This window comes from Leptothoe spongobia TAU-MAC 1115 (assembly GCF_018739885.1).
GTDB lineage: Bacteria > Cyanobacteriota > Cyanobacteriia > Phormidesmidales > Phormidesmidaceae > Leptothoe > Leptothoe spongobia.
The window spans coordinates 1-7,361 of sequence record NZ_JADOES010000075.1; the positions used below are offsets into that span (position 1 = coordinate 1).

Consider the following 7,361-nt stretch of genomic DNA (forward strand, 5'->3'; position numbering starts at 1 on the left):
TTTGACTTCGATAAATCATACAACACAGGCCCCGCATACAACACAGGCCCCAAGTGCTATCAAGACAGTAAGGGCTCCAGACACCGACCGTTTTTCCCAAACAGTGGCATCCGATTCCGGCGAGCTGGCACATTGAACCCCATCCCACCTGGTTAGAACATCCGCGCTGGGGCTGGTTGTTGGCAGTACTCTTATTGTTGTTGCCTGCCGTCCTTGCCGTTGGGGTGGCCAATGGTGTAGCGGGGGTGCTAGATCCTCTCGTACAAGCTGGATTAGATCCTCTGATTACGGTTTTGTCTCAAACGCCGCTACGAGAGATTTTGATTGGCCGCTATGGCTTAGTCACCATGGGGCCGCTGTTGTTTGTCTGGGCAGTGCCTACGGTGATTTTGTACGCTCTGTTTTTAGGTGCATACAAGGCTAGCGGATTGGTGGAACGTATTACTGTGGCGCTGCACCCACTCCTGAGGCCGTTTGGCCTATCCGGGAGAGATTTGGTGCGGGTGATCATGGGGTTTGGTTGCAATGTGCCCGCCGTGATTAGTACTCGGGCTTGTTCTAGTTGTTCTAGGAAGACCTGTGTGAGTGCGATGGCGGAGCCGGTCCGGAGGACCATCGCATTTGGATCCGCCTGTTCCTACCAGTTTGGAGCCACCCTGGGAGTTTTCAGCGCGGCCAATATGCCCGGTTTGGTGGTGCCCTATCTGGGCTACTTAACCCTAACCACCCTGATCTACACCCGCCTGATTGCGCCTAAAGCCGCCCGCTCGGTCCACAATACCTTGCTGATCGAACAGCGCACCTTTTTAGAAATTCCCCGCTGGTCTACCATCTGGCGCGAAACTCGGGGTACCCTCCACCAGTTTCTCTCTAATGCAATCCCTATCTTTTTAGTGATTACGGTGATCGCTTCGGTGCTGGACAGTCTGGGGCTGATCACCCTGCTGGCGGGCTGGATTAATCCCCTGATGGGGCTGTTTGGTCTGCCCCCAGAGGCGGCTGTACCCGTTATTTTGGCCTCCATTCGCAAAGACGGATTGCTGCTTTTTGCCGAACCGGACACCCTGGCCCTACTCACCCCCCTGCAAATCTTGACGGGCGTGTACCTGGCCGGAGTGTTGCTGCCCTGCCTGGTTACTGCACTTACCATCGCCCGTGAACAGTCGGTAAGGTTTGCAGTGGGGTTGATGGCCAGGCAGGCGATTGCGGCGGTGGCATTTTCAATGCTGTTGGCTTGGGGCGGACACTGGCTATAACTTAAAAGCTGATTGAGGCATTTAAGAATCGGCACATAGATAAAAGGGGCGCTCAGGACTTTCCCTCCTGAAACCTCCCTAATCTGGGGACCTCAACGTCCCCAGGCCCCTCGCACAAGAGAGTATTGGTTAACAGCTACAATCACTGATATGGGTGGTTGGTTAAGTGGGTTACGCTGTTCCGCATCCGCTCCACACCGTAAAAGACAAGGTGTCTAATTTTCTTGTCAGGCTGCCTTGTCACAGAGAATCAAAACTCTGTAAAAAAGTTTTCTTTGAGCATCGATTAACAAAACATCGATGGAATAACCCTTTTTAGAATTTTGCGCGACCGAGCGTAAAATTCTAAACCGCTTGACCGACCACCTCCCAACCAATGTGGCTATTTACCGAAATTCTCCGGTCCGAGGGTTGTAGGGCGGCGGTCCGCCCTGCCCATAGGGGTTCGGGGAACTCGGAGGAGCCCCGAGCAACCGGCTTCGCTCTTGACCAACACTTTAATCACACAACTTGGAAGGTAATCACGAAAGAAAATTTGAAACGACACAATCACGGTCCGCAGCACTCAAAATTTAACGATTGCTCCATGTGCGACAATGATTATCATTCTCGTTCTCCTGCACTATGTCGTCTCCATTTGCTGCCCGCACCTCGGTTGAAGCTGTCGAAGAAGGGATGCTCCTGGCTCCTAAATTTGATGCCCATGGGCTTATCCCCGTTGTCACCACAGATGCTGACACCGGTGAGGTGTTGATGCACGCCTACATGAACGAAGCCGCATTGCTAAAAACCCTGGAAACCGGTGAAGCCCATTACTACAGCCGCAGCCGTCAGCATCTGTGGCATAAGGGATCCACCAGTGGACTGGTGCAAACCGTGCAGCAATTGTTGATTGACGATGATCAAGATTGCCTGTGGATGAAGGTCAAGGTGTTCGGGTTAGGAGCCAGTTGCCATGTGGGCTATCGCTCTTGCTTCTACCGCCAGATTTCTCCTGGCGAGTTGGCCAATGGTCCCGTTGCCCTCACCTTTACAGAAACCAATAAGACCTTTAACCCCGTCGCCGTCTATGGGGATGCCCCCAATCCTACTCAACTTTAAACCAAGGAAAGTATTATGCCGCTGCGTCATCAACCCGCACCACCCACTCCCTGGGATAGCGATCTAGATCAGCCCATCATTGCTGCATCTGCCTATGTCCATCCCCAGTGCAGTCTAATTGGGGATGTGCAACTGGGGGAAAATGTCATCGTCGCCCCCAATACCTCCATCCGGGCAGATGAAGGGGCTCCCTTTTACATTGGTGCGAATACCAATATTCAGGATGGGGTGGTGATCCATGGTTTGGAGCAAGGACGGATCTTGGGTGATGACCAGAAAGCTTACTCGGTGTGGATTGGTCATGATACCTGCATTACCCATATGGCCTTGATCCACGGTCCAGCCTACGTTGGCAATGAGTGTTTTATTGGCTTTCGTTCGACAGTGTTTAATGCCCAGGTGGGCTATGGCTGCATTGTGATGATGCACGCCCTGATCCAGGATGTGGAGATTCCCGCCGGTAAGTATGTGCCGTCGGGAGCGGTGATTACCACCCAGCAAGCTGCCGATCGGTTACCGGATGCTAAAGATAGCGATGGCCGAAGGCCGGTCTTTGACCATCGCACCTTCTCTCACCACGTAGTCCAAGTCAACCAAGCCCTACGGGCCGGGTATCGCTGTTCTGACGGCATCGCCTGCGCCACCGCTTTGCAGAATTCGGTCTCCAGTAATGGATCTAGTAATGGCTTTCGGTCGGTATCTCAGAATGGCAAGACGGATCAGTTACAGACAGACATCGTAGACATAATCCGGCAACAACTCCGCCAGGGCCACCACATTGGCCTAGAATTTGCCGATACGCGCCGATTCAAGGTAGGTTCCTGGCAGAGTGGCCCGACGATTGCCAGCACCCATGAGGCTCAGGTACTCACCCAGGTAGAACAGTTTGTGACCAATCACCCCGGTGATTACGTGCGATTGTTGAGCATTGACCCCAGGGCGAAACAGCGGCAGCTAGAGAAAATAATTCAAAAGCCAGAGTAAGCATCAAAGATTAAATCATTTGCCAGTAAGGGATGCCCATGAAAATAAGACACCGCTATAAGGCTTGACGATACCTGGGTTCCCCTTTACAAGGCAGGGCTGTTTCATTGTCTGGACAGAAAATTTGAAGGCATTGAAAGCTCATTTGAGGAAAGGCATGCTCTACTTGGAGGTGGGCCAAACAACAATGCGATAACCTGATTAATCGACCCCGCCGTAACCCCTACTTTAATGCAATTGAGGACAACCTATGTAGGCTGGGTCCTAGGGCGGCCTCCCGGCCCTAGCCATGGGAGTTTGGGGAACTCGGAGGGACCCCAAGCAACCGGTTTTGGTTCCCTCCGATCATATCTCGCTTTAGTATAAACGCAGTAATAAACCTTACAGATTTTCTCTAGTGAACACGAAATGACCCTGCCACCTAGAGTAGTGCCATAGGCGAGATTGGTTTCGGCAACTTGCGCTAACGGTCAACCCACCCCTGCCCCTCCCAGGAGGGGATTATCCATCGCTAGTAGAAACTGGCACCTTATAAGGTCTACTCTGTCACTCACTATGCGATATTGTTACCCATCCCACGCACAACAGCTATGAAGCAGCCCAAAATAAATCCTGTCATTCCCCCCCGCCTACGTCGCCGCGCTTTTCTCGCAATGGCGGGGGCGATGGTCGGCACAGCCGTCAGCGGCAGCCTTTGGAGTCCTGCTGCCCATGCCTACGATGTCACCCTCTCGCCAACAAACCCCAGGCTGGGCGACACCATTTCGGTGGTAATCTCCGGCGCTTCAGCTGCTACCACTGCCCCAGTCGTTTCGGTCAACGGCACCGACTATCCCAGCTTTCTGGTATCCGGCAATCGCTACCGAGCGTTGATTCCCACCAGTCCGCTGGATACCCCCGGACGTCTAACGCTGGATGTTTCTGCGGCAGGCTCATCGCGTCGTCTAACGGTAAATCTGGCAAACCGCTCCTTTTCCACCCAGCGCATTTGGCTCCCTGCGGGCAGCACCGACCTGGGTACCGATCACGAATTTGACCGCGTCGCCGAGTTCAAGCGCATTGTCACGCCAGAGCGCCACTGGAACGGTGCCTTGACCCGTCCTAGCCAGGGCTATGTCAGTACTGTATTTGGCGTCCGGCGATATTACAACGGCGAGTTCGCCGAAAACTATTACCACCGAGGGGTGGACTACGCTGCTGCTACCGGGTCGCCCGTTGTCTCTCCAGCGGCGGGATATATCCGCCTGACAGGGAGAGTGGCTGATGGCTTCGAGCTGCATGGCAACACTATCGGTATTGACCATGGTCAGGGTGTGTTGAGCATTATGATTCACCTGAGCCGCATAGATGTGGCGGAAGGAGACTTTGTTAACGCTGGACAGGTGATTGGCGGTGTGGGGTCAACGGGGGCGTCAACGGGGCCGCATTTGCACTGGGGGCTTTATGTGAATGGGGTGGCGGTTGATCCGGTGCCCTGGCGGTTTGATGGTGTGGAGTAGTCTTTTGTTATCTTATACGGAATCCGGGTTGTCTGTATCCGATATCGTAGGGCGGGCACAAGGCACCGCCCCTACCAGGTTCAAAATGGACAATTCCGTAGGGGCACTCCCTTTTGGATGCCCTTCCATACCGGGTGCTTACCCTGACCGACTATGTGTGATTGTTGAGCATTGCCCCTAGGGCAAAACAACGTCAGCTAGAATGCATAATTCAGAAGCCGGAGTGAGTCTTAAAAAGAGAATTCTGTGCAACAGTATGCTTCGTAAAACTTGCGAATTCTGTTAACATTTTCCACAGTCAGTTGTCGCTAACATAGAGCTGAGCGGCGGTCGGGATGTTTTTATTTCAGTCGATAAATCAAGTTCAGCCCATTCCTACGTTAGGTTAGCTTGGCCACTAATCTCCGCTGATTTCCACCAGTTGCTCACCAGCCCTCAAAAGTTCTAATGCTGTAGGCAATGTCTTAGTTAAGATTTCATGTAATCGAGCATTCGAAGTATTGCCACATGTTAACCAAATAATCTGTGGAGGTGAACCAAGCCGATCAATGAGATCAACAAAGTCGCTATCTTTGGTCATCATAACGATGTTCTGAGCTTTTGCAGCTTCAAAAATCTCTAAATCTTCAGCCTCTCTCAAACCAAGATCGCGCAAAGCTAATGCTGTCACTCCAAATGTTGCGGTTATCCACGTTGCAATAGATGGCGACAGATGTGCATCTACCCAAATGATCATGCAACTAATACTGGATGATTCAGCTTACGTGATGCGTACAAAAGTGCTGCTTTTAAATCATCTGATTCCAGATCGGGCATTTCATCTAAAATTTCTTTAGAGCTAAGTCCAGCTGCAAATAAATCCAAAACATCTGATACACGAATCCTCATACCTCTAATACAAGGACGACCACCACATTGCTTGGGATTGACTGTAATCCTTTCAGCCAGAAGAGGAGGCATTTGAAGTAACTCCAATATGATTTATTGCAGGATCGCTGCAATCTCAATAAGCGATTAATAGCGATTTTACAATTATCTCTCATTGAATTATAGCATTTCTTTACCTCCTTAAAAAGGCTAGAGCAGTTGCTAAGAGTTCATTCTGTCCACATCGATTACAGAATCGGAATCAGGCTAATGGTAATCTATAAGTTTATTGGTGAAGTATTAGAAGTCACGGCTGGGGTCGCCCCCTACAAATGACTGACTGCTATGCAACTGGGTGATGGGCAAACGCAACCCAAACCATAGTTCCAACGCTAAGATTTTGGGTCAAGCAGAGGGCTCTTCCAAGAAGAGCTACAGTCAGCGATGGGTAATTTTTGTCTTAATTGTCTCAAACAGCGAAGAAAACCAAACTCTCAGGCGACTCATAATAGATTTTTTTGCATTCAGCTTTCTAGCTTCACGATCTGCATCGATCTGCCGCATGCGTGCAGTCCAGACCTCCCGATCCAGACGCATAGCTTCAATTTTCTGACGCATATCACTCAGATTAGTCATCGAGCCTCCTATTAATTGTTTCTAGCTCATCCATAATTTGTTTTCGTCCCATAGTGGTCTCATTAAATAGTATCGAGACCAAGATGCTTCACAAAGGGGAGAAAGTCTCGATCTGAGAATAATAAAGAATGTTTCTCTTCAATACAGAACGTGGCAATAATCACGTCGATTGTTTTTCGAATGGTAATGCCTTGCTTTCTTAGGGTGCGAAAATTATCGGCACTTCTTATTGCTAAATGGTTATTCGTGAGTTGAAATACGGTCAATGATAAGAGGAGATCTTTAGCTGTTGCATAGTCTTTATCCTGACGAAAACCTTGCAAGACTTCTGTCAAAATAATGTCGCCAATGGCCAGCGGCTGTATGCCTAAAAGTTGATCTAGTCGTTCGACAGCAGGGGTATCTTGACCATTAAAGTAATCAATCCAAACGCTGGAATCGACTAGAATCATATGTCTGTCCTCATCTGATTGAGGTCACCTTCCCAAGGTAGCTTGCCTCGAAAAGCTTTGATTTTTTCTTGTCGTTTGAGTTGTATTAGCATTTTTAGGGCTAACTCGATGACTTGATCGGTAGCGGTTAGACCAGTAGTTTGTAGGGCATCGGCGATTAAGGCATCGTCTATTTCAATGCTGGTTTTCATGATTTTCTTAATAGATTAGCTTCAGGTTGTTTGGGTATTAGGCTGTAAATCATTGGTACAAATAGATATCAACTACAGTGATAGTTCATCTGCATTATAACCAAGTAACTATGCTGAGTGCCTTAGCATAGAATTCTCTAGTGATTGCTTAATCTGAATTAAAACCGTTGAAACGTCAGGTTAGACAGATCAACTGAGTAAATGGGCTACGTCAGTACTGTATTTGGCGTCCGGCGATATTACAATGGCAAGTTCGCCAAAAACTATTGGAGCCTTTATGTGCATGGCGTAGCGGTTGATTGTATTAATTCACAGGGTCCCCTGAATTTCTCGTCAATATTGCGATGATCAGGTAGTGTAGTGGCCATGAGTCGC

Annotated in this window: 8 protein-coding genes and 1 pseudogene; 4 read left to right on the top strand and 5 right to left on the bottom strand. The window is 49.7% G+C overall.

The window, feature by feature from the left end; translation table 11 throughout:
• Positions 1-74: 74 nt before the first annotated feature.
• From IXB50_RS21705 to IXB50_RS21720, 4 genes and pseudogenes are all read left to right on the top strand, one after another.
• Positions 75-1,256, top strand: a pseudogene (locus IXB50_RS21705) (nucleoside recognition domain-containing protein); the annotation flags it as partial.
• Positions 1,257-1,880: 624 nt separating this feature from the next.
• Positions 1,881-2,357, top strand: a complete 477-nt coding sequence (hisI, locus tag IXB50_RS21710; RefSeq protein ID WP_215611090.1) for a phosphoribosyl-AMP cyclohydrolase — start codon at positions 1,881-1,883, stop codon at positions 2,355-2,357.
• 15 nt (positions 2,358-2,372) lie between these two features.
• The gene (locus IXB50_RS21715; RefSeq protein WP_215611091.1) at positions 2,373-3,341 is read left to right on the top strand and encodes a ribulose bisphosphate carboxylase small subunit; all 969 of its coding nucleotides are present in this window, start codon (positions 2,373-2,375) and stop codon (positions 3,339-3,341) included.
• A gap of 590 nt (positions 3,342-3,931) precedes the next feature.
• Entirely contained in the window at positions 3,932-4,840 is a 909-nt protein-coding gene (locus IXB50_RS21720; RefSeq protein ID WP_215611092.1) for a M23 family metallopeptidase, read from the top strand.
• Between the two features lie 397 nt (positions 4,841-5,237).
• Here IXB50_RS21720 and IXB50_RS21725 read toward each other — a convergent pair whose 3' ends face one another.
• The 5 genes from IXB50_RS21725 to IXB50_RS21745 form a co-directional block, all read right to left on the bottom strand.
• Positions 5,238-5,576, bottom strand: a complete 339-nt coding sequence (locus IXB50_RS21725; RefSeq protein WP_215611093.1) for a DUF5615 family PIN-like protein — start codon at positions 5,574-5,576, stop codon at positions 5,238-5,240.
• On the bottom strand, positions 5,573-5,800 hold the full coding sequence (locus IXB50_RS21730; protein WP_006518922.1) for a DUF433 domain-containing protein: 228 nt from the start codon (positions 5,798-5,800) through the stop codon (positions 5,573-5,575). Before IXB50_RS21730 ends, IXB50_RS21725 begins: the two co-directional genes overlap by 4 nt.
• A gap of 345 nt (positions 5,801-6,145) precedes the next feature.
• Positions 6,146-6,343 carry a hypothetical protein gene (locus IXB50_RS21735; protein WP_215611094.1) on the bottom strand — a complete coding sequence of 66 codons (198 nt, stop codon included), beginning with the start codon at positions 6,341-6,343 and terminating at the stop codon, positions 6,146-6,148.
• 62 nt (positions 6,344-6,405) lie between these two features.
• Complete coding sequence (vapC, locus tag IXB50_RS21740; RefSeq protein WP_215611095.1) at positions 6,406-6,795, bottom strand: type II toxin-antitoxin system VapC family toxin; 390 nt, start codon at positions 6,793-6,795, stop codon at positions 6,406-6,408.
• A complete protein-coding gene (locus tag IXB50_RS21745) occupies positions 6,792-6,986 on the bottom strand; it encodes a type II toxin-antitoxin system VapB family antitoxin (protein ID WP_215611096.1) in 195 nt (64 codons plus the stop codon). Before IXB50_RS21745 ends, vapC begins: the two co-directional genes overlap by 4 nt.
• Positions 6,987-7,361: the final 375 nt, after the last annotated feature.

What these genes read in the sequence shown, in the direction of transcription:
- IXB50_RS21725 (WP_215611093.1), bottom strand. Translation starts at nt 5,576, where the DNA reads ATGATCATTTGGGTAGATGCACATCTGTCGCCATCTATTGCAACGTGG.
- hisI (WP_215611090.1), top strand. Translation starts at nt 1,881, where the DNA reads ATGTCGTCTCCATTTGCTGCCCGCACCTCGGTTGAAGCTGTCGAAGAA.
- IXB50_RS21720 (WP_215611092.1), top strand. Translation starts at nt 3,932, where the DNA reads ATGAAGCAGCCCAAAATAAATCCTGTCATTCCCCCCCGCCTACGTCGC.
- vapC (WP_215611095.1), bottom strand. Translation starts at nt 6,795, where the DNA reads ATGATTCTAGTCGATTCCAGCGTTTGGATTGATTACTTTAATGGTCAA.
- IXB50_RS21745 (WP_215611096.1), bottom strand. Translation starts at nt 6,986, where the DNA reads ATGAAAACCAGCATTGAAATAGACGATGCCTTAATCGCCGATGCCCTA.
- IXB50_RS21735 (WP_215611094.1), bottom strand. Translation starts at nt 6,343, where the DNA reads ATGACTAATCTGAGTGATATGCGTCAGAAAATTGAAGCTATGCGTCTG.
- IXB50_RS21730 (WP_006518922.1), bottom strand. Translation starts at nt 5,800, where the DNA reads ATGCCTCCTCTTCTGGCTGAAAGGATTACAGTCAATCCCAAGCAATGT.
- IXB50_RS21715 (WP_215611091.1), top strand. Translation starts at nt 2,373, where the DNA reads ATGCCGCTGCGTCATCAACCCGCACCACCCACTCCCTGGGATAGCGAT.